The sequence below is a fragment of the Phaeobacter sp. QD34_24 genome, assembly GCF_028890115.1.
Taxonomy (GTDB): Bacteria; Pseudomonadota; Alphaproteobacteria; order Rhodobacterales; family Rhodobacteraceae; genus Phycobacter.
The window spans coordinates 86,273-110,038 of the sequence record NZ_JARCJD010000016.1 but is presented as its reverse complement, the minus strand read 5'-3'; the positions used below and the strand labels follow the sequence as shown (position 1 = coordinate 110,038).

The window sequence follows — 23,766 nt, the reverse complement described above, 5'->3', positions numbered from 1 at the left end:
CAGGTGCCCAAAGGTCTTCCTGTCAGCCATCGCACTCGCAGCGCTCGTCATTTACTGGCTATGAGTCCTGACCCTAGTCATTCTCGAGACGAGAGCAAGTCATATTGGGAGCGTTTTGTTGCTGTCACAAACAAGGATCTGAACCTCACCAAAGCACACGTAAAATATCTTGAGGGGCGCCTGATCACACTATTAAAAGAGGCGAAAAAATCCAACGTCGCAAACAAGACGGACCCCAGTTTTGATAGACTTCCTGAAGCCGATATTTCCGATATGGAGTCTTTTTTGGATGAACTCCAACTGGTGCTGCCCGTAGTTGGTGTCGATTTCTTCAGAAGAGCTTCTTCATTGCCGACATCGCCTTCAAGTGATTCCACGGAAAACAACCCAACATTCACTCTTCGTCACGAAAAGAAGGGTATCTCGGCGACAGCAAAAGAAATCGATGGAGAATTTGTCCTGATTGCCGGATCTCAGGGAGATCTGAACGAGTCGGTCTCATTTCATGAAAAACTGAAATCCCTACGTGTCCAGCAAATGACTGCAGGGAAAATCAAGCGAAACGGCAGTCATAACTTCGTTCTTGTGGATGACATTGCATTCTCCAGCCCGAGCGCGGCTTCAGTTTTCTTGTTTGGCACATCACGAAATGGACGCACGGACTGGTTGGTTGAAGGTGCATCAGTAAACTACGGTGAATGGAAAGACTCCCTTCTCACCGAAAGGCCTGTGGATTAGAAAAATCCTGGCTTTTCAAAACTGTGAATGCGTCTTCCAGTGCTGAAAGCAGGCAATTGGCGTGACGGGAAGGTCAGGCGCGGACCGTTGCGTTGCGCGAAACGTCCCACCAAACCCCAATCTTTCCACGCCTTCGCCGCAGGACCATCCAGATTTAAACAAAATCTTAAGGATAAATGCCTGTAGTGGATGAACGGGCCTGGGGTATCCTCCCCTGACGTCCGACACGTCAGACAGGAGGCAACGACATGGCTGGTATCATGCTGGGAACACTCACCGGGTTCTTTTCGGCGATCTACAGCCTTGTGGTGCTGGACCTTTCGGTCCTGATGAGCCTGCTGGTCTATTCCGGTGTCGGCGTGGCGACCGCCCTGCTTGTCATCCTGGCGATGGTCCTGCGCCCCTCGGACGCGGCGCAGGCGGCTTATGAGGACACCCCGGTCGAGGCCTGATCCAAGCCGATTACGCCGGGCTTTTGACCCATCCCACGATCTGACCTTCCCGCAAGGCGCCCGACTGGCGCTTGCTTTCACGACCGCGCTCGAATGCCACCATAGTGGGGATACCGCGGATCTGGTAGCGCGCACCGGTGGATTGGTGATCCTGCGTGTTCAGCTTGACCAGGCGCGCCTGCCCCTTCAGCTTTTCCGAGGCCTTGGAGAATTCCGGCGCCATCATCCGGCAGGGGCCGCACCAGGGTGCCCAGAAATCCACCACCAGCGGCAGATCGTCGTTCTTGGCGGCCTTTTGCAGGATCGCCGGGTCGATATCCATCGGCGCCTTGGGCAACAGCGCCTCACCGCAGGTGCCGCATTTGGCCCCCGCCGTCAGTTTTTCCTCAGGCACCCGGTTGAGCTGGCCGCAGGACAGGCAGGTCAGGGTTTTCGCTCCCATGGCAAGGCACTCCAATTTGGGGCAGGCGACGGGCCTGCGAAACACATTCTGGATTTCATATAAGACCGTCAGGGCGCGACACAAGAGGGCCGTGCGCAGGCGCGCCATGCCTGATCATGGCATTGTGAACACGTCCAGGCGGCCTGACCCCATCGCCCCATTGACGGGGGTTCTGCACCCGATCACACTGATGTTGAAAGACGCATTTTGCGAACGAGGCCGATATGATTTCACGCCGCCTGTTTCTGGCGACTTCCGCCGCTGCCGCTGCCCTTCCCGGAGTTGGCGCTGCACAGGAAGACTTCGATCCCACCCCGCAGATGGTCCGGATCCGCAAGGAATTCGAACCTGGGCAGATCCTGGTGCTGCCGCGCTCTTACTACCTTTACTACGTGACCGAACCACGCAAGGCGGTGCGCTATGGCGTTGGTGTTGGCCGGGCCGGGCTGGAGTTCACCGGCAGTGCCGTGATCGGCGCCAAGCGGGAATGGCCCAGCTGGCGCCCCACGGACGAGATGATCGAACGCAGCCCGCGCACCTATGGCCGCTTTGCCGGCAACAAGTATATCCAGCCGGGCGGACCGGAAAACCCGCTGGGCGCGCGGGCGCTGTATCTGTTCCAGAACGGCGTCGATACCTATTTCCGCATCCACGGCACCAACAAGCCGGATACCATCGGCAGCTCGGTCTCCAATGGCTGCATCCGCCTGCGCAACGAACATGTGGTCGATCTCTATGAACGGGTGCCCGTGGGCACCGTCGTGACGGTTCTTTAGGGTCGGACAGACCGGACAGGCGTATTTTCGCCACACAAGGCCGCATGCTTCTATGGCGCCGGGCGCGTTTTCCTTGCGCGATGCGGGTCGCATGGCCAATTCTGTTACCGCGACGTTACGCGAATGACATTACTGTACCCCTCACAGGCACGGTCGTGACCATCTGCTACTGCGGCCGCCTGACCGCATCGACGGTTAGACTGAGACTAGACTTTAGGAGTACAGACGATGGCCACAGGCACCGTCAAATGGTTCAACACAACCAAAGGCTATGGCTTTATTGCCCCTGATGCGGGTGGAAAAGACGTATTTGTTCACATTTCCGCTGTCGAGCGGTCCGGGCTGACCGGCCTCGCCGACAACCAAAAAGTTTCCTACGAGCTGCAGCCGGGCCGCGATGGCCGCGAATCCGCGGTGGATCTCCAGCTGCTCTGAGATCGGGGACTTCCCTACCCCCGGCGTGTGTTTCCGGCGGCTCCTGCTGAGGAGCTGCCTCTTTCCTTGTGCACGACCGCGGGTCACGGCAGCACCCCAATAGGTCAGTCCGCCAGACGGTTCACCAGGTCCAGCGCGCGCGGCCCCAGGGCTGCGACATTGAGCCGGACGCCCTCTTCGTTGGGGTGGATATCATCGTCCTGCATGAATTGCTGCGCCTCAGCCGGATCGCCGCCCACCTGCTCGAATATCCCGGCAAAGGCATCGGGGTGCAAAAGCGCGCCGTATTCCGCCGCCAAGGCCGGATATACCGCGTCAAACGCCGTCCGGTAATCGGGTCCGTAGTTGTTCGGCGCCCGCATCCCGACCAAGAGAACCTCGACCCCCTGCGCCCGCGCCGCCGACAGGATCTTGGCGAGGTTGGATTTCATCTCTTCTGCCGACAGCCCCCGCAGCAGGTCGTTGCCCCCCAGAAGCACGATCAACCCGTCGGGATTATCCGCCAGGGTCCAGTCGATCCGGGCTGCCCCACCTGCCGAGGTATCCCCCGAGACGCCCGCATTTGCGATCTCCACCTCAGCGCCGTTGTCGCGCAGCCAGGCCTCCAGCTGTGGTACGAAGCCATCCTCCTGGTGCAGCCCGTAGCCCTGCACCAGACTGTCGCCCAGCGCCGTGATCCGCACAGGATCTGCGCTCAAAGCTGAGCTCCAGAGCATAGAAACGCCGATCAGAACTCCAATTCCCGCCCATACCTTGCGCATCGCTGCAATCGCTCCATATCCCAAGTAACATTTCCAACAGGCCCGGCTTCATGACAGATCACACCCGTCCCGTCCTGCATCTATCAGATGCGTCTTTGACCCTGAATGGCAATACCGGCCCGGTCCGTATTCTTCAGGACATCACGCTGGATGTGCAAAAGGGAGAGACCCTGGGTCTGATCGGCGCTTCCGGGTCGGGGAAGTCTTCGTTGCTGATGCTGATGGGCGGGCTGGAACAGGCAACCGGCGGCACCATACATGCGCTTGGTCAGGATCTGACCGCGATGAACGAGGACGCGCTCGCCCGCTTCCGCCGCGCCCATATGGGGGTGGTGTTCCAGAACTTTCACCTGATCCCGGCCATGACTGCGCTGGAGAATGTGGCAACCCCGCTGGAGCTGGCCGGAGAGGCAGACGCCTTTGACCGAGCCCAGGCGGAACTCGATGCGGTGGGGCTGGGCCACAGGTCCGGCCACTACCCGGCGCAGCTGTCGGGGGGCGAGCAGCAGCGCGTTGCCCTGGCCCGCGCCCTGGCGCCGCGTCCCGCGATCCTGCTGGCGGATGAGCCGACGGGCAATCTCGACGAATCCAACGGTGCTGCAGTGATGGACCTGCTGTTTGGCCTGCGCGACCGCTATGGCGCGACGCTGGTGATGGTGACCCATGCCCCGGAACTGGCGGCGCGTTGCGATCGCGTCGTGCGCCTGCGCGATGGCCGCCTGATGGAAGACCAGACCGCCCATGAGGCCGCCGAATGAGCCTTGCCAATGACCTGGCGCTTGCCTGGCGCTTTGCCCTGCGCGAGCTGCGCGGCGGCCTCAAGGGGTTTCGCATCTTCCTGGCCTGCCTGGCGCTTGGCGTTGGAGTGATTGCCGCCATCGGTTCGATCCGTGCCTCGATTGAGGCCGGGCTGGCGCGCGAAGGCGCGACCATGCTGGGGGGCGATGCGGAGATGTCCTTCACCTACCGCTTTGCCAATGACGCAGAGCGCGCCTGGATGGAGACCATCGCCGACCGCGTGTCAGAGGTGGCGGATTTCCGGTCCATGGCCGTGGTTGGCGATGAACGCGCGCTGACGCAGGTGAAGGCGGTCGATGGCCTTTATCCGCTGACCGGAGTCCTGCGGCTCTCTCCCGACATCGCGCTGGACAGCGCCCTTGCAGGCTCGGATGGGCTGCCCGGCGGCCTGATGGAGCGGGTTCTGGCGGATCGGCTGGGGCTGACACCCGGCGACAGCTTCCGCCTTGGGACCCAGGATCTGCGCCTGATGGCCCTGATCGAAACCGAGCCGGACGCGGCGGCCTCGGGCTTTACCCTTGGCCCGCGCACCATCGTGGCGACACAGGCGCTGTCGAACTCGGGTCTGTTGGAGCCTGGCACGCTCTATTCCTCGAAATACCGGCTGGATCTGCCCGAGGGCGCCAACCTGGCCGCCCTGCAAACCGCCGCCGAGGCCGAATTCTCCGAATCCGGCATGCGCTGGAAAGACGCCCGCAATGGCGCCCCCGGCATTACCTCGTTTGTAGAGCGTCTGGGCGGTTTCCTGGTGCTGGTGGGTCTCTCTGGCCTGGCCGTGGGTGGCGTCGGTGTCTCTGCCGCCGTGCGCGCCTTTCTGGCGGGCAAGACCGAAACCATCGCAACCCTCCGCACCCTTGGCGCCGAGCGGCAGGTGATCTTCCTCACCTATTTCCTGCAGATCGGCGTTCTGGCGCTTCTGGGCATTGCCATGGGCATGGCGATTGGCGGCTTTGGCCCCGTGCTGGTCGGCCCGCTGATTGCGGCGCAGCTGCCCTTTCCGGCGATCTTCTCCGTCTATCCCGGCGCCCTGGCCGAGGCGGCGCTTTATGGCCTTCTGACCGCCTTCATCTTTGCGCTTTGGCCGCTTGCCCGGGCCGAACGGATCCGCGCCGCCGCCCTGTTCCGCGATGCCTTTGCCGGAGGAAACCGCCTGCCCGCCCCGCGTTACCTGCTGGCCACTGCAGTTGCGCTGGCCCTGCTGATTGGTGCGGCGGCCCTGTTCAGCGGCTCGGTTGAGCTGACGCTCTGGACTGCCGGCGGGCTGGGTGCTGCGCTTGTGGTGCTGATGCTGGCGGCGCTGGTCCTTGGCCTTCTGGCGCGGCGCGGTGCCCGCGTTGCGCGTGGCCGCCCTGCCCTGCGGTGGGCCCTGGCGGCGATCGGCACCTCACGGGATGGCGCGGTTCCGGCAGTGCTGGCCCTCGGACTGGGGCTGACTGTTCTGGCCGCCATCGGCCAGATCGACGGCAATATGCGCCGGGCCATCACCGGCACCCTGCCCGATGCGGCGCCCTCCTATTTTTTCGTTGATATTCAGCGCGATCAGATGCCCGCGTTCCTGGACCGGGTCGAAGGTGATCCCGCCGTCAGCCGTATCGAAAGCGCGCCGATGCTGCGTGGTATCGTCACACAAATCAATGGACGCCCCGCCCGCGAGGTGGCCGGAGATCACTGGGTTGTACGCGGTGACCGTGGCCTCACCTACGCAGGCGCCAAGCCCGCGAACACCCAGGTCACTGCAGGCAAATGGTGGGGCGAGGATTACAGCGGCCCGCCGCAGATCAGCCTCGCCGAAGAAGAGGCCGGAGAGTTGGGGATCGCCATCGGCGACACCATGACCGTGAACGTGCTGGGCCGCGATATCACCGCGACCGTGACCAGCTTTCGCTCGGTGGATTTCTCGACCGCCGGCATGGGCTTTGTCATCGCCATGAACGAAAGCGCCCTGGCCGCAGCGCCGCACAGCTATATCGCCACCGTCTATGCCGAGGCCCAGGCCGAAGCGCAGATCCTGCGGGATCTGGCGCAGGAGATGCCCAATATCACCGCCATCCGGGTGCGCGATGCGGTGGACCGGGTTTCGGACATCCTGCGGCAACTGGCGGCGGCCACCTCCTACGGTGCGGCGGCGACGCTGCTGACCGGATTCCTGGTGCTGCTGGGCACGGCTGCCGCCGGTGAACCCGCGCGCCGCTATGAGGCGGCCTTGCTCAAGACGCTAGGCGCCCCGCGCAGCCAGATCCTGAGCAGCTTTGCGCTCAGATCCATCATTCTGGGCGCTGGCGCCGGAATGGTGGCTCTGCTGGCGGGGATCGCAGGCGCCTGGGCGGTGAATTCATACGTGTTTGAAACCAGCTACAGCATCATCTGGCCCAACGCGCTGGCGGTGGTGGGCGGCGGCATCCTGACCACGCTGCTGGCGGGGCTGGCCTTTGCCCTGCGCCCGCTGGCGGCACGCCCGGCCCGCATCCTCAGGGCACGGGATTGATGGGCATGGCGCAAGACGGCAGAGGTCAGCGCGTGCAGGTCACCGGTTGCAGGATGCGCAACAAGGCGGGGTTGTCGCAGACCAGGGAGGCCAGGGAGATATCATCGAGGGAGGCGTAAAAGGCCCGCGCCGCTTGCGACAGTGCCTCTTTCAGGCGGCAGGCATTGATCAGCGGACAGGTGTTGTCGGCATCGGCAAAACATTCGACCATCGGCAGATTGCCTTCCACCTCGCGAAAGATATCGCCGATGCGGATCTCGTCAGCGCTGCGCCCCAGGCTCATGCCGCCATTGCGGCCTCGTTGCGTATGCAGATAGCCAAGCTGGCTGAGCTGGTTGATCACCTGGGCAAGATGGTTTTCGGAAATGTTGCAGCAATCTGCAATTTCAGATTTTGTCACCAGCCTGTCGGCATTTGCCGCGCAGTACATCAGCAACCGGACGGCAATATTCGTCCTCTTGGTAATTCGCATGGTTTTGCATCCCCCAAAACATGCAGATAATACTATACAATCCATCGCCTTCCGGTTTGATTTGGATCAATTGGCAACAGGAGGCTTCCGGCGCCCATGACCGCCCCCTACTTCTTTGGCTACGGCAGCCTCGTGAACACGGCCACCCATGACTACGGCGATCCGCGGCCCGCGCGGCTGTCGGGCTGGCGCCGGACCTGGGCGCATACGGATCTGCGCGAGGTGGCCTTTCTGACCGCCACGCCCGCGCCGGACAGCGCAATCGACGGATTGATCGCCGCCGTTCCCGATGCCGACTGGCAGGCTCTGGATCAACGGGAATATGCCTATGACCGCATCCTGGCCTCGGATGCCGTGGATCATGATCTCGCAGGGACGCCGGAAATCTCGGTCTATGCGGTGCCTGCCGCGCGACAAAATCCCGGCAGCGCCCGCCACCCGATCCTGTTGAGCTATCTCGATGTGGTGTTGCAAGGCTATCTGAACGTCTTTGGAGAGGCGGGTGTGAGGGACTTCATTGCCACCACCGACGGCTGGGAGGCGCCGCTGCTGGATGACCGCGCAGCCCCGATCTATCCACGCCACCAGCCGCTCAGCGCCAGGGAGTGTCGCCTGTTTGACGACATGATCGACAGCACCGGCATGTCCCGGATTGCAGCCGGTCCATAGCCACGCCTCAATCGGGGCGACGCAGTACCCCGTATTGCGCATAACCCCGATAGAGCTGGTGGAACTCGGTCGAACCGGAGATTTCTGCGGCCAGTTTTTGCAGGGCGCGCTGCAGATACATGCGCGGATGCACGTGGAACCGAGCCAGCCAATGCCCCAGCATCACTCCAAACCAGCGGGGCCAGCCGTTTTGATCTGCAAAGTCAACCACATGCAGTTCTCCGCCCGGAGCCAGATGCGCCGCGGCCCTGCGCAAGGCCGCCTCCCAATCCGGGATCATTGACACCCCGTAGGAGATGAAGATCCGGTCAAAGCCCTGGCGCTGGAACAGCGCAGCGCCATCAAATGTGCAGGCGTCGGCCTCGGCCAAGCGCACCTCCTGCCCCAGCTTGGCCCGCGCCGAGAGCAGCATCTGCGAGGAGATATCCAGCCCGTAGAAGCTGCAGTCCGGATATCTGCGCGCGGCCACCTGCAGATTGCGCCCGGTGCCACAGGCGATTTCAAGCACATGCGATCCATCTGCGGGGGCCAGCTCCGCGATCAGCCTGTCCCGCCCGAACAGGTAGTATTTGCGCGTGAGATCATAGATCACGCGTTGATGGCGGTAGGTGTCGTCCATCAGCTTGGCATGGGTGTCGGACCTGCGCTCCAGCATCGGCTTATCCCTTGTAGCGGTAGACGTGGAAGGCGCCATAGATGGCCGAGCGATCCCGTTCGGTTCCGCGCGCCGAAGCGTCTTTGTCATAGGCCCAGTGGTTCATGAGATCCGGCCTGACCCGCCCCGGCAGGATATCGGTGGTGCCACCGGTGCGGAAAATGACCCGCGCGCCCGGGGCGGCGGTACGGGTAATCTCGGCCCATAGGACATTGAGCTGCACGTCGTTCATCCAGTCCTGAGCATCCAGCAGCACGAACCCCTGTTTGGAGCGCGCCCGCTCCCCTTGCAGGTAGTCGGTGAGTGAGCGGTTGGTGATCTGCCCCCGTTCGGCATATTCGGACAGGGCGGTGAAGTTGCGGGCCTGCAGATAGGGAGGCAGCGCGCCATCAGGGGCTGGATCATAGCAGCGGGCAAAGGCTTGCCAGGCAAAGTAATTCTCCCGGATCGGAAAATCACACATCAGCTTGCGCACCCGCTCGCGCAGAACCGGCAACACATCGCCGCCGCCATCCCGGGCCAGCTTGTCATATTGCGCGGGCGGAATGCCGAGACCAAACAACGCCGCGCGGTAGCCCGCCAGCCAGCGCACCAGCCACATGTCGAACAGGGGCGCAATGTGCTGGTCAAAATAGGCCTGCTGTTCTTCCAGCGTCCGGGCGGCCAGCAGCGGGGTGAAATTCACCCCGCCCAGGCCGGCAACCAGATGCACGGCGCCCAGGAAGCGGCCCAACAGCCCGTGACGGTAAAAGCCTCTCTGGAACAGGGAGATCCGGCGGCGGATGGGCTGGCGCGCCTCCCAATAGGCGCGGGTTTCGGGATCCAGCTCGGCGCGAATATAGCGCTCATAGAGCGCCCCATTGCTGGCCATGTCGGCGCGCGCGAAGAACTGATAGAAGGCCGCATGATCCGGCAGGCTGCGCGCCGCCGCCAGCTTGAGCCGCCCCAAGGCGATATGTGCCGGGGAAAGATCAACCGCTGCAACCGAGGCAGGGCCCGCGGTCAGATAGGACATCAGGTTACAGCTGCCCGAGGCGATGCAGACCAGATTGTCGCCCGGTGCGATCTGCAGCGCCTCCATATCCACAACCGGATCTTCCCAGATCTGCGGATAGACCAGCCCCAGGAACAGCCGGGAGAATAGCCGTTCCAGCCAGCCCGTGGTGGCATCGCTGTCTTGCAGCACGGCGGCATCGAGCCGGGCCTGTGCGGTTTGTGTCATCAGATTGGCCTTTTCATGCGTCTTGCAACTGTCTGTCCTTGCGGCGGGCCCGACGGGTGCGATGGCGGGCGCGGCGCGCGCTCCGCTCCCAGTCGATCAGGGCCAGGCGACCGTCCTCCATCTCGACCACGGCGGTGCAGCTTTCGACCCAATCTCCGGTGTTGACGTAGGAGATCTCGCCGATGTCGCGAATGGCGGCGCTGTGGATATGACCGCAGATCACCCCGTCATAGCCGCCCCGCCGCGCCTCGGCGGTGAGGACGTTTTCATATTCGCTGATGAAGTTGACCGCCTGTTTGACCTGGTGCTTGGCCCATTTCGAAAGCGACCAGTATTGCCCGCCCCACAGGTGGCGCAGCCGGTTGATCCGGGTATTGAGCCAAAGCATGAAATCATAGGCCCGGTCGCCAAGATGGGCGAGCCACTTGGCGTTGACCACAACGGAATCGAACTGGTCACCATGGGTCACCAGGTAGCGTTTGCCGTTTGCGGCGGTGAAATCGGCCGTCTGTACCACCTCGATGCCACCGAAATGGGTGCCAAGGTAGGAGCGCAGGAATTCGTCGTGATTGCCCGGGATCAGGTAGATGCTGGCGCCGTCATGCGCCTTGGACAGGATCGCCTGCACCACGTCGTTATGCGCCTGCGGCCACAGGAAGCCTTTGCGGCGGATGCGCCAGGCATCGATGATGTCGCCAACCAGATAGTAGCTATCCGCCTCATGGCGGCTCAGGAAATCCAACAGCAGCTCTGCCTGGCAACCGGGCGTGCCCAGGTGAATGTCGGAAAGGAAAATGCTGCGGTATTTCATGCTGCGTGCCCAAGCCAGTGTGCCTTGGCCGAAGCAGTAACGCAGTTCATTGACAGGAACGTGACGCTGGCACAGATGCAAAAGGGGAGCCGGCGGCTCCCCTTCAAAACATCACCTAAATCACGGGAAAAGGCGCGATCAGCCCTTGGCGCGCACCGTTTCCATCAGCGCAAGAAGCGCGCTCATGTCGGGGCCGCGCTCCATGCCGGTGACAGCGTGGCGCAATGGCATGAACAGGGATTTGCCCTTGCGGCCCGTGGCCTCTTTCACCGCAGAGGTCCAGGTTCCCCAGGTATTCGCGTCATAAGGGCCATCGGGCAGCAGGGCCATCGCCTCTGCGATGAAATCCTTGTCCTCGTCGGCGATCAGCGGCTCGGCACCATCGCGGCACAGGGTCCACCAGCCCTCAAGATCCTTGAGCGTGGTGATATTCTCCTTCGCCATATCCCAGAAGGCGGCCTGTTTTTCCGCCGGAACGCCAAGCGCATCCACCTGCGCCTGCACCGCATCCAGGGGCAGGCTCTGCAGGTAACGTGCGGTCAGCGGGAACAGATCCTGCACGTCGAACTTCGTAGGCGCCGCCCCAAAGCGGTTGATATCGAAGCCCTCGATCAGCTCAGCCATGTCAGAGCGCAGTTCCACCGGATCGGAAGAGCCCAGACGCGCCATCAGGCTGAGCAAGGCCATCGGCTGCACACCCTGCTCGCGCAGATCGCGCAAGGCCAGCGTGCCAAGCCGTTTGGACAGCGCCTCGCCCTGGGGGCCGGTCAGCAGCGAATGGTGGGCAAATTCGGGAACCGAGCCGCCCAGCGCCTCGATGATCTGGATCTGGGTGGCGGTATTGGTCACGTGATCCGATCCGCGCACCACATGGGTGACGCCGAATTCCGTGTCGTCTACCACCGAGGCGAGCGTGTACAGGAACTGACCATCGCCGCGGATCAGCACCGGATCCGACACCGAGGCGGCATCGATCGAGATATCGCCCAGGATACCATCGGCCCATTCGATGCGCGCGTGATCCAGCTTGAAGCGCCACACGCCATCGCCGCGCTCGGCGCGCAGGGCCGCCTTTTCATCCTCGGACAGGGCCAGGGCAGCGCGGTCATAGACCGGCGGTTTGCCCATATTCAGCTGCTTCTTACGCTTGAGGTCCAGTTCCGTGGGCGTTTCAAACGCTTCGTAGAAACGACCGATCTCGCGCAGCTTGTCGGCCGCCGCGTGATAACGGTCCAGCCTTTCGGACTGGCGCTCCACCCGGTCCCACTCCAGACCCAGCCACTCCAGATCCTGCTTGATCGCATCAACATATTCTTCCTTCGACCGCTCTGGGTCGGTATCATCAATGCGCAGAATAAAGGTGCCGCCCGCCTTGCGGGCGATCAGGTAATTCATCAGCGCGGTGCGCAGGTTGCCGACGTGGATATAGCCTGTCGGCGAGGGAGCAAAACGGGTGGTGGTCATCAAAGGTCTCCTGTTGATCAGCCCCATCTCACAGAAGCGGCGTTTTGTCCAGTTTCCCGAAGGGCGCGACAGGCGGCGCGGCTCACCGATCGGCGGGCTTGCCTCACGTTTCCGTGATCTGACTTCGGCAAGACCTTGCAACCCCAGCGGGCGCCCTAACTCTGCAGAACGAGACACCAAAACCAAGACCAACTGCCGACAGAGAGGAAATTCAAATGACCATCACTCTTTCCCGCCGCGCGGCCCTGACAGGCGCTGCCGCCCTGCCCCTTGCCGCCTCTGCAGCCCCGGCCCTTGCCGATGGGCACGGTGCCAAGGCCCCGGCCAGCCATAGCCGCAGCTTCAAGCTGGGCGAGTTCACCGTTACCACCCTGCTGGACGGCAGCCTGCCCCGCGACGGCGCCAAGGCGATTTTTGGCGGTGGCGCCACGGACGAGGAGTTTGCCCAGGTTTCGGCGCAGAACTTCATCCCGGCCGACATGGCACAGTTCTTCTTCACGCCCACTTTGGTCGACACCGGCAAGGAAAAAGTGCTGTTCGATACCGGTCTCGGCCAGGGCGGCATCCAGAAGGCACTGGCCGAAGCGGGCGTCACCCCGGATCAGATCGATGTGGTCGTGCTGACCCATATGCACCCCGACCATATCGGCGGCATGACCACGGATGGCGCCGCGACCTTTGCCAATGCCCGCTATGTGACCGGGCGCACCGAATATGATTTCTGGGCCAAGATGGATGCCGGCAACCGGGTCGGCGATCTGGTTGCCCAGAAGGTCACCCCGATGGCCGAGAAAATGTCCTTTATCGAGGACGGCGGCGAGGTTGCCTCGGGCATTTCCGCCATGGCCGCCTTTGGCCACACCCCCGGCCATATGACCTACATGCTGGACAGTGGCGGCCAGCAGCTGGTGCTGACGGCGGATCTTGCCAATCACTATGTCTGGTCCTTTGCCCATCCCGAATGGGAAGTGCGGTTCGACATGGACAAGGAAGCCGCCACTGCCTCGCGCCGCAAGGTGCTGGATATGCTGGCGTCGACCCGCGTGCCGATGATTGGCTATCACATGCCCTTCCCGGCTGCCGGTTTCGTTGAAACCCGTGACCAGGGCTTCCGCTTTGTGCCGGTCAGCTATCAGATGATGGGCTGAGCTTCACAGGCTTGGGTTTGGCGCAGGTCGGCTATGGCGCGGGAGGAACGGCCCGCGCCTTTTTGGTAAAACGGTCCAGCGCAAAGGGGCGCGGATCGACGATGGGCGCATCCCCGGTCACCAGATCCGCCGTCAGCCGCCCGGCGGCAGGACCAATGCCAAAGCCGTGACCGGAATAACCGGTGGAGACGAACAGCCCCGGCAGATCGTCCACCTGGGAAATCACCGGGATGGCATCGGGCGTGACATCGATCATGCCGCCCCAGCTTTGCACCACATCGGCGCCCTGCAGGACCGGAAACGCCTTTTGTGCCGCGGCCCAGCAATTGCGGATCGCCTTTTGCGAGGGTTCGGGATCCAGCACCCGGCACAGCTCGAACGGCGTGCGCTGGTCCGGCAGCCAGCGCCGGTCCTGACCCGCCTCGATGCGCCAGCGATCCGACAGGCGGAAGCGGAGCGAGCGCCATTCCTCAAGGAAGGCTGGCAGAAACTTCAAACCCAGCCGGAAACTGTCGGGCACCAGATCCACCACGTTTTCCGTGCCATCGGCAATCGAATAGCCGCCATCTTCCCTTTTGCGCAGGGCAAATCCCTTGGCCCACATGGCAACCTCGGGGCCGTCCTGCACGGAGGAGGTGCGCAGGACCGAGTTCAGCACCTTCAGTTGCGGCAGCCAGACGCCCGCATTGCCGAGGAACAGCCGCGACCAGGCCCCGCCCGCGACCACCACGGCGGAACATTCGACCCGTCCGCGCTCGGTCATCACGCCGCTGACCTTCCCGGCCTCGACCTCAACGCTGCGCACCGCGCATTCGGTCATCACCTTGGCGCCTGCCGCCCGCGCCGCGCTGGCAATCGCATGAGTGGCCAGTTGCGGTTCAGCCCGGCCATCCAGCGGCGTGTGAAGCGCCGCAATCGTGCCGGTCTGATGCCCCGGCATCGACTCGGCCAACTGCCGCCCCCGTACCATCCGGGTCGGCGCATCGAAGGGAACCATATGCTGCGCCCAGGCTTCCAGATCCGCGGCGGCCTTCTCCGTTTCGGCGGTGAACAGGATACCTGCGCGGGTATAGCCCGTGGGGTGGCCGGTACGTTCCTCCAGCCCCTCCCAGATCTCATGCGCCTTGGCCATCAGAGGCAATTCACGCGGGTCGCGCTGGGACATGCGCACCCAGCCCCAGTTGCGCGAGCTTTGCTCGGCACCGATCTGCCCCTTTTCGCACAGAAGCACGGAATACCCCCGCTCGGCCAGTTCAAGAGCGGTGGTGGCGCCGATGATTCCCCCGCCGATGACGACCGCATCAACGCGTTTGGGCAGGGCAAGATCAGCTTGGAAATGGGGCAGCTTAGGTCCAGGCATGGATCGGTTAATGCCGTGCCGCCCGGGCGCGGTCCATAGGTCAAAATGGCTCTGCTGCGCACAAGGGCCCAGCTGTGGTTTTTTGGCGTCAGCCGCCCCGTCAGCTGGGATCGCGCCAGCCGTTTGCGATCGGATAGCGCCGATCCAGCCAGAAGGCGCGCGGCGTCAACCGCGTCCCTGGAGCCGACTGGAAGCGCTTGTATTCGCTGATATAAATCAGATGCTCCACCCGTTTCGCCACATCGCGATCGAACCCCGCAGCGACGCAATCGGCGATCGAACCCTCCTCGTCCACCAGGATCGTGAGCAGCGCGTCCAGCTCGGGGTAGTCGGGCAGGCTGTCGCTGTCCTTCTGGTCCTCGCGCAGCTCGGCTGATGGCGGCTTGTCGATCACATTGGGGCGGATCACCTCGCCCGCCGGTCCCATCATCCAGGGCCGGTGATTGGCATTGCGCCAGCGGCAGGTCTCAAAGACTCGGGTCTTGTAGAGATCCTTGATCGGGTTATAGCCACCGTTCATGTCGCCATAGATGGTGGCATAGCCCACGGCGACCTCGGACTTGTTGCCGGTGGTCAAAAGCATCTCGCCAAACTTGTTGGACATCGCCATCAGCAACAACCCGCGCAGGCGGGACTGGATGTTTTCCTCGGTGATATCTGCGTCACGCCCTTCGAACAGCGGTGCCAGCGTGTTGGTGATCGCCGCGCGGCCCTCGCTGATCGGCACGTAGTCGTAGCGCACGCCCAGCGCCTTGGCGACGGCCTCGGCATCCTCCAGCGATTCCGTGCTGGTGTATTCCGAGGGCAGCATCACACAGCGCACGTTTTCAGCCCCCAGAGCATCCACCGCAATGGTGGCGACGATGGCGGAATCCACCCCGCCCGACAGCCCCAAGAGCGCTTTCTTGAAGCCGGTCTTGCGCATGTAGTCGCGCAAGCTCTCGACCATGGCGCGGTAATCCTGCTCCCATTCGTCGGGCAGATGCGCCTTTTCGCCCTCCACCGCGCGCCAGCCCTCGGGGGTGCGTTCCAGATCCAGCTGGGTAAGGGCCTCGTCAAAGGTCGGCATCTGCAGGGCCAGCGCCCCGCCGGGGTTCAGCACGAAACTGGCACCGTCAAAGACCTGATCGTCCTGCCCGCCCACCATGTTGAGGTAGATTACCGGCAGCTCCGTCTCGATGCAGCGCGCCACCATCATGTTGTAGCGCACCTCCATCTTGCCCCGGAAATAGGGCGAGCCATTGGGGATCAGCAGGAACTCGGCCCCGGTTTCAGCCAGGGTTTCGGCGACATCCTCGTGCCAGCCATCCTCGCAGACGGGGCTGCCGATACGGGTGTCATCGATGGCATAGGGTCCACCAATCGGCCCGGCGTCGAAGACGCGCACCTCATCAAAGACGGTTTCATTGGGCAGGTGATGTTTCAGGATGCGCGAGGCGATCCGCCCCTCCTTCAGGATCAGATAGGCATTGTAGAGCTTGCCGCCCTCGGCCCAGGGCGCCCCCACCGCCAGCGCCGGACCATCGGCGCAGTCCACCGCCAGCTGTTCGGCGGCGGCCATGGCGGCGCGATGGAAGGCGGGCTTCATCACCAGGTCCTGAGAGTTGTAACCGGTCAGGAACATCTCGGGCAGGGCCACCAGCTGGGCGGCGGCTTTCTTGCCTTCCTCCCAGGCCGCGCGGGCCTTGGCCGCATTGCCCGGAATGTCGCCCACCGTGGGGTTCAGCTGCGCCAAAGTGATACGGAACCGGTCTGCCATGGTGATCGCGCCCTTCGCAAAGTCTGTTACCTGCCGTTTATCAGATCCGGGGCCAAGGGAAAGAGCGGGGCGCTCAAAAGACATTGCGACAGGGCGGAGTGTCGCATAGTTTCCAAGCAGAGATGCTATGAGAGCAGGCGCCTTGCGCCGACTGACACCGCGCCCCGGACCCATCTGGCCAGGGCAGAATTGAAGGGCAGGCAGAGGTTTCATGACCCGTTTCGGCACCGCATTCGCATTTTCGACCGCTTTGGCCCTGGGCTCTGCCGGGCTTGGCAGCAGCGTTCAGGCCCAGGAGGGCCAGGTTCTCACCACCCAGGATGAAATCGGCGGCGTCTACGAGGGCACCTTTCGCGGCGGCTTGCAGCACGGCACCGGGACATACACGCTGCCCAGCGGCTACAGCTATTCAGGCGAATGGGTCGATGGCGAGATCCGTGGCCAGGGGGTGGCACGCTACCCCAATGGCGCCGTCTACGAAGGCGAATTCGCCAAGGGCAAGCCCGAAGGTCTGGGCAAGATCACCTTCGCCGATGGTGGCACTTATGAAGGGGAATGGGTCGACGGTCTGATCAATGGTCAGGGCGTTGCCATCTATGCCAATGGCGCGCGTTATGAGGGCACCTTCGTCAACGGCCAGCACCATGGCCAGGGCGTGATGCAGAACCCGGGCGGCTATGAATACGCCGGTGACTGGATCGAAGGCAGCAAGGAAGGCACCGGCAGGATCCGCTACCCCGATGGGGCAACCTATGAGGGCGGCATTGTCGACGGCCAACTGGATGGCACCGGCATCCTGACCATGCCGGACGGGCTGATCTACGAAGGCGACTGGGCCAATAACCAGATGCATGGGCAGGGCAAGCTGACCCAGCCCAATGGCGACATCTACGAAGGCCCGCTGGAAAACGGCCGCAGGCAGGGCACGGGCAAACAGACCCATGCCAATGGCGATGTCTATGTGGGGGAGTTCCTGGACGATCTGCGCCACGGCACTGGCACCTTCACCAAGACCGATGGCTATGTCTACGAGGGCGAATGGCTGGCAGGCCAGATCGAGGGCATGGGCCGGGTCACCTACCCCGATGGCTCGGTCTATGAAGGTCAGTTCCGCGATGACCTGGCCGATGGCACCGGCAAGATCACCTATCCGGATGGCTCCACCTATGAGGGCGGTTGGATCGCGGGGGTGATCGAAGGGCAAGGTACTGCCACCTACCCCAATGGCGTTGTCTATACCGGCAGCTTCAAGAACGCCCGCAACCATGGTCAGGGTGTGATGACCTACGAAAGCGGCTACCGCTACGAAGGCGAATGGCAGGACGGCCAGCGCCACGGGGCGGCCAAGGTCACCTATGCGGATGGCTCTGTCTACACCGGCGAATTTGCCAACAGCCAGCGCCATGGCACCGGTCGCATCGAAATGCCCGGCGGCTTCGTCTACGAGGGCGACTGGCAGGAAGGCAAGATCACCGGTCAGGGCGTGGCAACCTATGCCAATGGCGATGTCTATGAGGGCAGTTTCGTCAATGGCAAACGCCAGGGACCCGGCACCATGCGCTATGCCACCGGCCAGGAAACCAGCGGTGCCTGGGACAATGGAGCCCTGGTCAATGACAGAAATGCCTCCGACGCGGCGAGCGACGACAACTGATCCGGATCCCGTTGTAGCCGGGGCTTGCCGCCGGGGGATGGCGGGCTAGACGCGATCCCCCGCCTCCATTCGGGTCAGGAAATCCTCGGCTTGCGCGATGATGCGCGCGCGCCTGCCATCCTCCATCCGATCCCAGGTGCGGTACATGTTGCCCATGCGCGGATTACCCTCAAACCGCTCCCGGTGGCGCGCCAGGAAATGCCAATAGAGCAGGTTGAAGGGGCAGGCGCCCTCCCCCAGCTTCTGGCTCACCTTGTAGGCGCAGGATTTGCAGTAGTCGGACATGCGGTTGATATAGGCCCCGCTAGAGACATAGGGTTTCGATCCGACGATGCCGCCATCGGCAAACTGGCTCATGCCCACGGTATTGGGCGCCTCCACCCACTCAAAGGCATCGGCATAGACGGCGAGATACCATTCATGCACCTCGGTGGGGTTGATCCCGGCCAGAAGCGCGAAATTGCCCGTGACCATCAGGCGCTGGATGTGATGGGCATAGGCCTCTTCCCGCGTCTGCGCGACAGCCTCTGACAGACAGCGCATCTCTGTTTCCGCCCCCCAGTAAAGCGGCGGCAGCGCGCGGCGATGGTCCAGCGCATTGCGGCTTGGGTAGTCCTCCCCTTGCACGAAATAGATCCCCCGCACGAACTCCCGCCAGCCCAGGATCTGTCGGATGAAGCCTTCTGCGGCGTTGATCGGCACATCGCCCGCCTTCCAGGCGTCTTCCGCAGCGCGGCAGACCTCCAGGGGCAGCAGCAGGCCGATGTTCAGATAGGGCGACAGCACCGAATGATAGAGCCATTTCTGCCCCCGCAGCATGGCGTCCTGATAATTCCCGAACAGCGGCAGACCTTCGCGGATGAACTGCTGCAGCGCCCGCCGCGCGTCGGCCCGCGTCACCGCGAAGTGAAACGGGCGCAGATCCCCGAAATGATCGCCAAAGCGTCGCGCGACAAGATCCAGCACCGCTTCGGTCTCGGCGTCGGGGGTGAACTGCATCGGGTCGGCGCAGGTGATCTCCTTTGGCGGTGCCTTGCGGTTTTCCTGATCAAAGTTCCATTTGCCGCCCACAGGTTTGCCCCCCTCCATCAGCAGCCCGGTCTTGCGCCGCATCTCGCGGTAGAAATACTCCATGCGCAACTGCTTGCGCCCCTCGGCCCAGTCGGCAAAATCGGCGCGCGTGGCGATGAACCGCGTGTCCGGCCTCAGGCTGACCTTCAACGGCAGCGATTGCAATTCGCGGATCAGCCGCCATTCCCCCGGCGTCGTGGCGATTACCTCATCCGCACCGGTCTGCGCCGCCCGACGCAACAGTTCCCCCGCGATTGTTCCTGTGTTCTTCGCGTCATCAAGCCGGGTGTAGGCAACCCCCCAGCCCTGATCCTGCAAATGGCTCGCGAACTTGCGCATCGCGGCCAGGATCAGCGCGATCTTCTTGGGATGATGGCGCACATAGGCACCCTCTTCGGTCACCTCGGCCATCACCACCGTGTCGCGCGCCTTGTCGCCCGCCTGCAATGCAGAAAGGGTCTCACTCAACTGATCGCCAAGAATGAGAATGAGCCGCGCCATCACCATCTTCCTCTGTGACTTCCCGCCTCACTTAGGGGGAAATCCCCTCCGATCAATTCTGCAGCACCCCAATGGAAAGCCCGCCGCTAAAGGGTCAAGAAGGCTGAACTATTTTCGCTCTTTCCATTCGCCCTGCGCTCTGTATAAGGTTCCCCCATGACAGCACGCGCAGACATCCAAGGCCCGGCCACCGCCATTTGCGGTGCGGCTCTGCGCGACCTACTGATCCTAACCCGCCTCTGAGCGTGCCATTCGGCGCGCCCGCTCAGAGGAGGAGGTTTGCGCGCCAATCGAATGGATCCAGGACAGAGTTTTAAGAAAGCTACCGACATGACGAACGCACTCGAAAAAGATCGCGTATTGATCTTTGACACCACCCTGCGCGACGGCGAGCAAAGCCCCGGCGCCACCATGACCCATGATGAAAAGCTCGAGATTGCCGGGCTCTTGGACGACATGGGTGTGGACATCATCGAAGCCGGTTTCCCGATCGCCTCCGAAGGCGATTTCAAGGCGGTGAGCGAGATTGCCGAACGCTCGAAGAACGCCGTGATCTGCGGTCTGGCGCGTGCCAACTTCAAGGATATCGACCGCTGCGCCGAAGCCGTGCGCAAGGCGGCCAAACCCCGCATCCACACCTTCATCGGCACCTCGCCGTTGCACCGCGCCATCCCCAACCTCACCATGGACGAGATGGCCGAGCGCATCCACGAAACGGTGACCCATGCGCGCAACCTGGTGGATGACGTGCAATGGTCGCCGATGGATGCGACACGCACCGAGTGGGACTACCTCTGCCGGGTGATCGAGATCGCCATCAAGGCCGGTGCCACCACCATCAACATCCCCGATACGGTGGGTTACACCGCGCCGCTGGAAAGCGCCGATCTGATCCGCCGCCTGATCGACACCGTGCCCGGCGCGGATGAGGTGATCTTTGCCACCCATTGCCACAATGACCTTGGCATGGCGACCGCCAACGCCCTGGCCGCCGTCGAAGGCGGTGCACGGCAGATCGAATGCACCATCAACGGTCTGGGCGAGCGGGCGGGCAATACCGCGCTGGAAGAGGTCGTGATGGCCCTGAAGGTGCGCAACGACATCATGCCCTGGCACACCAAGATCGACACCACCAAGATCATGCATATCTCCCGCCGGGTCTCGACCGTCTCTGGCTTTCCGGTGCAGTTCAACAAGGCCATCGTCGGCAAGAACGCCTTTGCCCATGAAAGCGGCATCCATCAGGACGGCATGCTCAAGAACAAGGAGACCTTCGAGATCATGCGCCCCGAGGATGTGGGTCTCTCGGGCACCTCGCTTCCCCTGGGCAAACACTCGGGCCGCGCGGCGCTGCGCGACAAGCTGGGCCAGCTTGGCTATGAGGTCGGCGACAACCAGCTGAAGGATCTCTTCGTGCGCTTCAAGGAGCTGGCCGACCGCAAGAAAGAGGTCTTTGACGACGATATCGTGGCGCTGATGCGCTCGGGCGAGGATGCGGAGAACGACTATCTGCAGCTTGTGTCGATGAAGGTGATCTGCGGCACCGGCGGCCCGGCCGAGGCGACGCTGGAGATGGAGATCGACGGCAAGGACGTCAGCGCCACCGCATCCGGCGACGGCCCGGTCGATGCGACCTTCAAGGCGGTGCGCAAGCTCTATCCGAATTCCGCGCATCTGCAGCTCTATCAAGTCCACGCGGTGACCGAAGGCACCGATGCCCAGGCCACGGTGTCCGTGCGGCTGGAGGAAGACGGCAATATCGCCACCGGCCAGTCCGCCAATACCGATACCGTGGTGGCCTCGGCCAAGGCCTATATCAATGCCTTGAACCGTCTGATCGTGCGCCGTGGCAAGGTCGGCGAAGGCGCCGATACGCGCGAGATCTCCTACAAGGACGCGACCTGAGCGTCGAAACGATCCGGCGCCGTGCCGCAAGGCGCGGCGCCGGGCCCAACGCCTGTTCGACCATCTTTGATGGTCGAACAGGGGGCGGGAGCCTCCCCCCGCCAGAGCCTGGGATCACCCCCGGTTCAATTCTTCAAATAACTTGGAAATGCGCCCGGCTTCCTCTGCGATGCCGAAGGGGGCATTCACCACGAACATCCCCGACCCCACCATCCGGTGCCCTTCGCGCGCGGGCGGGAACAGTACCTCGTGGCGCAAGACGCCGGGCAACTCTTGCGCCTCCAGCGCGGCCAGCATCTTTTTGTGGGTGCCATCGGTCAGGATCGGGTACCACAGCGCGATCACGCCCACGTTCCAATTGCGATGGATCTTGCCGATGATGCCGGGAATACGGGCGTAGTCGGCCTTCACCTCATAGGGTGGATCGATCAGCAACAGACCCCGGCGCGGCGTCGGCGGCGCCAGCGACAGGGCCAGTTCGAACCCGTCCTGCTGGTGCACCTTGGCCCGCCAGGGCCTCAGCGCCTGCCGCAGGGCCGCGCATTCCTGCGGGTGCAGTTCCGCCAAATGCAGGCTGTCCATCTCCCGCAACAGCGCCGCCGCCACCAGCGGCGACCCGGGATAGCTTGTCTCGCCAAACCGCGCACGGCACTCGGCGATGGCCTGGCTCAAGGGGTGATCCTCGGCCAGCGCCTCTGCCTCCAGAACCCGTGTGATCCCCGCCGCCGCTTCACCGGTCTTGAGCGCCTCGGGCGAGAGCAGCTCATAGAGGCCCCGCCCGGCATGGGTTTCGATATAGCTGAGCGGTTTATCCTTGCGCGTCAGATAGGCCAGCATCCAGGCCAGCAGCGCGTGTTTCTGAACGTCCGCCAGGTTCCCGGCATGGTAGATATGTTGATAGGAGAGCATGGCACTGCTCCTAGCGCCCATCGCATCGCAGCGAAAGAAAAAACCGCACTGTACTTCGCCACGGCCCGCCCGGGAGCTGCCGGGATCAAACCCTATGTTTCACAGGCGGAAAGGCGCTAGTTGTCCGCAATCGGCCCTTTCGCGGCGGCGCTGCGCTGCTTATAAGTTCTCATGTGTGTGACAGCAGCAGAGTCGCAGGCAACACAGCAGAACTTACAGGATCCCTTCTTTATGGCGCTCTTTGGAAATCTAGGCGGTCTGTTCACCTCGGACATGGCCATCGACCTCGGCACTGCGAACACGCTGGTCTATGTCAAGGGCCGCGGCGTGATCCTGTCCGAACCCTCGGTGGTGGCCTATCACGTCAAGGATGGCGTCAAAAAGGTGCTGGCCGTGGGTGAGGACGCCAAGCTGATGCTGGGCCGGACGCCCGGCTCGATCGAGGCGATCCGCCCGATGCGCGAAGGGGTGATCGCCGACTTCGACACCGCCGAGGAAATGATCAAGCACTTCATCCGCAAGGTGCACAAGCGCTCGACCTTCTCGAAACCCAAGATCATCGTCTGCGTGCCCCATGGCGCGACCCCGGTGGAAAAACGCGCCATTCGCCAGTCGGTGCTGTCGGCCGGTGCGCGGCGTGCGGGTCTCATCGCTGAACCCATCGCGGCAGCCATTGGCGCCGGCATGCCGATCACCGATCCGACCGGCAACATGGTCGTGGACATCGGCGGTGGCACCACCGAGGTGGCGGTGCTGTCGCTGGGTGACATCGTCTATGCGCGCTCGGTCCGCGTCGGCGGCGACCGCATGGACGAGGCCATCATCTCCTACCTGCGTCGCCAGCAGAACCTTCTGATCGGCGAATCCACCGCCGAACGCATCAAGACCTCCATCGGCACCGCCCGCATGCCCGACGATGGCCGTGGCCAGTCGATGCAGATCCGCGGCCGCGACCTGCTGAACGGTGTGCCGAAGGAAATCGAGATCAGCCAGGCCCAGGTGGCCGAGGCGCTGGCGGAACCGGTGCAGCAGATCTGCGATTCCGTGATGACCGCGCTGGAAACCACGCCGCCGGATCTGGCCGCCGATATCGTCGACCGGGGCGTCATGCTGACCGGCGGCGGCGCGCTGCTGGGCGATCTGGATCTGGCCCTGCGCGAACAGACCGGCCTTGCCGTCTCCATCGCCGACGAAAGCCTGAACTGCGTGGCCCTTGGCACCGGCAAGGCGCTGGAGTTCGAAAAACAGCTGCGCCACGCCATCGATTACGACAGCTGAG

Annotated in this window: 22 protein-coding genes; 11 read left to right on the top strand and 11 right to left on the bottom strand. The window is 63.1% G+C overall.

Annotated elements, in window-relative coordinates; all coding sequences use genetic code 11:
• Positions 1-60: 60 nt before the first annotated feature.
• Together PXK07_RS18590 and PXK07_RS13955 are read left to right on the top strand one after the other, a co-directional pair.
• Entirely contained in the window at positions 61-738 is a 678-nt protein-coding gene (locus tag PXK07_RS18590; RefSeq protein ID WP_342455877.1) for a GIY-YIG nuclease family protein, read from the top strand.
• Positions 739-986: 248 nt separating this feature from the next.
• On the top strand, positions 987-1,190 hold the full coding sequence (locus PXK07_RS13955; RefSeq protein WP_274848944.1) for a hypothetical protein: 204 nt from the start codon (positions 987-989) through the stop codon (positions 1,188-1,190).
• A gap of 10 nt (positions 1,191-1,200) precedes the next feature.
• Here the strand turns inward: PXK07_RS13955 and trxC are convergent, their stop codons facing one another.
• Positions 1,201-1,632, bottom strand: coding sequence for a thioredoxin TrxC (gene trxC, locus PXK07_RS13950; RefSeq protein WP_274848943.1), 432 nt, complete (start codon positions 1,630-1,632; stop codon positions 1,201-1,203).
• Between the two features lie 224 nt (positions 1,633-1,856).
• Here trxC and PXK07_RS13945 point away from each other — a divergent pair, with 224 nt between their 5' ends.
• Both PXK07_RS13945 and PXK07_RS13940 read left to right on the top strand, forming a co-directional pair.
• Positions 1,857-2,408 (top strand): L,D-transpeptidase, encoded by a 552-nt coding sequence (locus PXK07_RS13945; RefSeq protein ID WP_274848942.1) that lies wholly within the window; start codon positions 1,857-1,859, stop codon positions 2,406-2,408.
• A gap of 228 nt (positions 2,409-2,636) precedes the next feature.
• Positions 2,637-2,843, top strand: coding sequence for a cold-shock protein (locus PXK07_RS13940; RefSeq protein WP_065272777.1), 207 nt, complete (start codon positions 2,637-2,639; stop codon positions 2,841-2,843).
• 104 nt (positions 2,844-2,947) lie between these two features.
• Here the strand turns inward: PXK07_RS13940 and PXK07_RS13935 are convergent, their stop codons facing one another.
• A complete protein-coding gene (locus PXK07_RS13935) occupies positions 2,948-3,604 on the bottom strand; it encodes an arylesterase (protein ID WP_274848941.1) in 657 nt (218 codons plus the stop codon).
• A gap of 50 nt (positions 3,605-3,654) precedes the next feature.
• Here PXK07_RS13935 and PXK07_RS13930 point away from each other — a divergent pair, with 50 nt between their 5' ends.
• Positions 3,655-4,362 carry an ABC transporter ATP-binding protein gene (locus PXK07_RS13930; protein ID WP_274848940.1) on the top strand — a complete coding sequence of 236 codons (708 nt, stop codon included), beginning with the start codon at positions 3,655-3,657 and terminating at the stop codon, positions 4,360-4,362.
• Entirely contained in the window at positions 4,359-6,887 is a 2,529-nt protein-coding gene (locus PXK07_RS13925) for an ABC transporter permease (RefSeq protein WP_274848939.1), read from the top strand. Before PXK07_RS13930 ends, PXK07_RS13925 begins: the two co-directional genes overlap by 4 nt.
• 25 nt (positions 6,888-6,912) lie before the next feature.
• Here the strand turns inward: PXK07_RS13925 and PXK07_RS13920 are convergent, their stop codons facing one another.
• Positions 6,913-7,359: an RrF2 family transcriptional regulator gene (locus PXK07_RS13920; protein WP_274848938.1), complete on the bottom strand. Its 447-nt coding sequence runs from the start codon at positions 7,357-7,359 to the stop codon at positions 6,913-6,915.
• A gap of 96 nt (positions 7,360-7,455) precedes the next feature.
• Between PXK07_RS13920 and PXK07_RS13915 the strand changes: the two genes are divergently transcribed.
• On the top strand, positions 7,456-8,028 hold the full coding sequence (locus PXK07_RS13915; RefSeq protein ID WP_274848937.1) for a gamma-glutamylcyclotransferase family protein: 573 nt from the start codon (positions 7,456-7,458) through the stop codon (positions 8,026-8,028).
• 7 nt (positions 8,029-8,035) lie between these two features.
• Here PXK07_RS13915 and PXK07_RS13910 read toward each other — a convergent pair whose 3' ends face one another.
• The 4 genes from PXK07_RS13910 to gltX all read right to left on the bottom strand — a co-directional run bounded on the left by PXK07_RS13910 (position 8,036) and on the right by gltX (position 12,180).
• A complete protein-coding gene (locus tag PXK07_RS13910; protein WP_274848936.1) occupies positions 8,036-8,683 on the bottom strand; it encodes a class I SAM-dependent methyltransferase in 648 nt (215 codons plus the stop codon).
• Positions 8,684-8,687: 4 nt separating this feature from the next.
• On the bottom strand, positions 8,688-9,905 hold the full coding sequence (locus PXK07_RS13905) for a DUF3419 family protein (protein WP_274848935.1): 1,218 nt from the start codon (positions 9,903-9,905) through the stop codon (positions 8,688-8,690).
• Between the two features lie 13 nt (positions 9,906-9,918).
• Entirely contained in the window at positions 9,919-10,716 is a 798-nt protein-coding gene (locus PXK07_RS13900) for a UDP-2,3-diacylglucosamine diphosphatase (protein ID WP_274848934.1), read from the bottom strand.
• A gap of 138 nt (positions 10,717-10,854) precedes the next feature.
• Positions 10,855-12,180 carry a glutamate--tRNA ligase gene (gene gltX, locus PXK07_RS13895; RefSeq protein ID WP_274848933.1) on the bottom strand — a complete coding sequence of 442 codons (1,326 nt, stop codon included), beginning with the start codon at positions 12,178-12,180 and terminating at the stop codon, positions 10,855-10,857.
• 215 nt (positions 12,181-12,395) lie between these two features.
• Here gltX and PXK07_RS13890 point away from each other — a divergent pair, with 215 nt between their 5' ends.
• Positions 12,396-13,328, top strand: coding sequence for an MBL fold metallo-hydrolase (locus tag PXK07_RS13890; protein ID WP_274848932.1), 933 nt, complete (start codon positions 12,396-12,398; stop codon positions 13,326-13,328).
• Positions 13,329-13,359: 31 nt separating this feature from the next.
• Here PXK07_RS13890 and PXK07_RS13885 read toward each other — a convergent pair whose 3' ends face one another.
• Positions 13,360-14,688: an NAD(P)/FAD-dependent oxidoreductase gene (locus tag PXK07_RS13885; protein ID WP_274848931.1), complete on the bottom strand. Its 1,329-nt coding sequence runs from the start codon at positions 14,686-14,688 to the stop codon at positions 13,360-13,362.
• 100 nt (positions 14,689-14,788) lie between these two features.
• Complete coding sequence (locus PXK07_RS13880) at positions 14,789-16,447, bottom strand: NAD+ synthase (RefSeq protein ID WP_274848930.1); 1,659 nt, start codon at positions 16,445-16,447, stop codon at positions 14,789-14,791.
• Positions 16,448-16,658: 211 nt separating this feature from the next.
• Between PXK07_RS13880 and PXK07_RS13875 the strand changes: the two genes are divergently transcribed.
• On the top strand, positions 16,659-18,101 hold the full coding sequence (locus tag PXK07_RS13875; RefSeq protein ID WP_274848929.1) for an MORN repeat-containing protein: 1,443 nt from the start codon (positions 16,659-16,661) through the stop codon (positions 18,099-18,101).
• Positions 18,102-18,146: 45 nt separating this feature from the next.
• Here PXK07_RS13875 and PXK07_RS13870 read toward each other — a convergent pair whose 3' ends face one another.
• Positions 18,147-19,673, bottom strand: coding sequence for a cryptochrome/photolyase family protein (locus PXK07_RS13870; protein ID WP_274848928.1), 1,527 nt, complete (start codon positions 19,671-19,673; stop codon positions 18,147-18,149).
• A 330-nt stretch (positions 19,674-20,003) separates the two neighbouring features.
• Between PXK07_RS13870 and PXK07_RS13865 the strand changes: the two genes are divergently transcribed.
• Complete coding sequence (locus tag PXK07_RS13865; RefSeq protein WP_274848927.1) at positions 20,004-21,578, top strand: 2-isopropylmalate synthase; 1,575 nt, start codon at positions 20,004-20,006, stop codon at positions 21,576-21,578.
• Between the two features lie 114 nt (positions 21,579-21,692).
• Here PXK07_RS13865 and PXK07_RS13860 read toward each other — a convergent pair whose 3' ends face one another.
• Positions 21,693-22,487, bottom strand: a complete 795-nt coding sequence (locus PXK07_RS13860; protein WP_274848926.1) for a 23S rRNA (adenine(2030)-N(6))-methyltransferase RlmJ — start codon at positions 22,485-22,487, stop codon at positions 21,693-21,695.
• Between the two features lie 231 nt (positions 22,488-22,718).
• On the opposite strand from PXK07_RS13860, the gene PXK07_RS13855 reads away from it, so the two are divergent.
• A complete protein-coding gene (locus PXK07_RS13855; RefSeq protein ID WP_192965834.1) occupies positions 22,719-23,765 on the top strand; it encodes a rod shape-determining protein in 1,047 nt (348 codons plus the stop codon).
• Position 23,766: the final 1 nt, after the last annotated feature.

Bases quoted from the DNA above. Each gene is read 5' to 3' on its own strand.
- PXK07_RS13940 (WP_065272777.1), top strand. From the start codon at position 2,637: ATGGCCACAGGCACCGTCAAATGGTTCAACACAACCAAAGGCTATGGC.
- PXK07_RS18590 (WP_342455877.1), top strand. From the start codon at position 61: ATGAGTCCTGACCCTAGTCATTCTCGAGACGAGAGCAAGTCATATTGG.
- PXK07_RS13890 (WP_274848932.1), top strand. From the start codon at position 12,396: ATGACCATCACTCTTTCCCGCCGCGCGGCCCTGACAGGCGCTGCCGCC.
- PXK07_RS13865 (WP_274848927.1), top strand. From the start codon at position 20,004: ATGACGAACGCACTCGAAAAAGATCGCGTATTGATCTTTGACACCACC.
- PXK07_RS13920 (WP_274848938.1), bottom strand. From the start codon at position 7,359: ATGCGAATTACCAAGAGGACGAATATTGCCGTCCGGTTGCTGATGTAC.
- PXK07_RS13885 (WP_274848931.1), bottom strand. From the start codon at position 14,688: ATGCCTGGACCTAAGCTGCCCCATTTCCAAGCTGATCTTGCCCTGCCC.
- PXK07_RS13860 (WP_274848926.1), bottom strand. From the start codon at position 22,487: ATGCTCTCCTATCAACATATCTACCATGCCGGGAACCTGGCGGACGTT.
- PXK07_RS13900 (WP_274848934.1), bottom strand. From the start codon at position 10,716: ATGAAATACCGCAGCATTTTCCTTTCCGACATTCACCTGGGCACGCCC.
- PXK07_RS13945 (WP_274848942.1), top strand. From the start codon at position 1,857: ATGATTTCACGCCGCCTGTTTCTGGCGACTTCCGCCGCTGCCGCTGCC.
- PXK07_RS13925 (WP_274848939.1), top strand. From the start codon at position 4,359: ATGAGCCTTGCCAATGACCTGGCGCTTGCCTGGCGCTTTGCCCTGCGC.
- trxC (WP_274848943.1), bottom strand. From the start codon at position 1,632: ATGGGAGCGAAAACCCTGACCTGCCTGTCCTGCGGCCAGCTCAACCGG.
- PXK07_RS13880 (WP_274848930.1), bottom strand. From the start codon at position 16,447: ATGGCAGACCGGTTCCGTATCACTTTGGCGCAGCTGAACCCCACGGTG.
- PXK07_RS13905 (WP_274848935.1), bottom strand. From the start codon at position 9,905: ATGACACAAACCGCACAGGCCCGGCTCGATGCCGCCGTGCTGCAAGAC.
- PXK07_RS13910 (WP_274848936.1), bottom strand. From the start codon at position 8,683: ATGCTGGAGCGCAGGTCCGACACCCATGCCAAGCTGATGGACGACACC.
- PXK07_RS13870 (WP_274848928.1), bottom strand. From the start codon at position 19,673: ATGGCGCGGCTCATTCTCATTCTTGGCGATCAGTTGAGTGAGACCCTT.
- PXK07_RS13855 (WP_192965834.1), top strand. From the start codon at position 22,719: ATGGCGCTCTTTGGAAATCTAGGCGGTCTGTTCACCTCGGACATGGCC.
- PXK07_RS13955 (WP_274848944.1), top strand. From the start codon at position 987: ATGGCTGGTATCATGCTGGGAACACTCACCGGGTTCTTTTCGGCGATC.
- PXK07_RS13935 (WP_274848941.1), bottom strand. From the start codon at position 3,604: ATGCGCAAGGTATGGGCGGGAATTGGAGTTCTGATCGGCGTTTCTATG.
- PXK07_RS13915 (WP_274848937.1), top strand. From the start codon at position 7,456: ATGACCGCCCCCTACTTCTTTGGCTACGGCAGCCTCGTGAACACGGCC.
- PXK07_RS13875 (WP_274848929.1), top strand. From the start codon at position 16,659: ATGACCCGTTTCGGCACCGCATTCGCATTTTCGACCGCTTTGGCCCTG.
- PXK07_RS13930 (WP_274848940.1), top strand. From the start codon at position 3,655: ATGACAGATCACACCCGTCCCGTCCTGCATCTATCAGATGCGTCTTTG.
- gltX (WP_274848933.1), bottom strand. From the start codon at position 12,180: ATGACCACCACCCGTTTTGCTCCCTCGCCGACAGGCTATATCCACGTC.